Consider the following 218-nt stretch of genomic DNA (forward strand, 5'->3'; position numbering starts at 1 on the left):
CTCATGGTCGACTCCCGCGCCTCGCGCATCCTCGACGAACAGAAGCGCTCGATGCTCGACGAGGCCGAGGCCCAGTGGCTGCGCGACCAGGCGCTGGATGCCCCGGGGACGTACGACCACCTCCTCGTCGGCACCTCGCTCCCCTGGCTGCTGCCGCCGCTCATCCATGACGCGGAGAGCTGGAACGCGGCGCTCTGCAGCGGCGCGCGCGGTGAGCG

Annotated in this window: 1 pseudogene; it reads left to right on the plus strand. The window is 72.0% G+C overall.

The annotated features are described in order from the left end of the window. Positions 1 to 218, plus strand: a pseudogene (locus tag J0695_RS39970) (alkaline phosphatase D family protein); the annotation flags it as partial.

This window comes from Streptomyces beijiangensis (assembly GCF_017315755.1).
Taxonomy (GTDB): Bacteria; Actinomycetota; Actinomycetes; order Streptomycetales; family Streptomycetaceae; genus Streptomyces; species Streptomyces beijiangensis.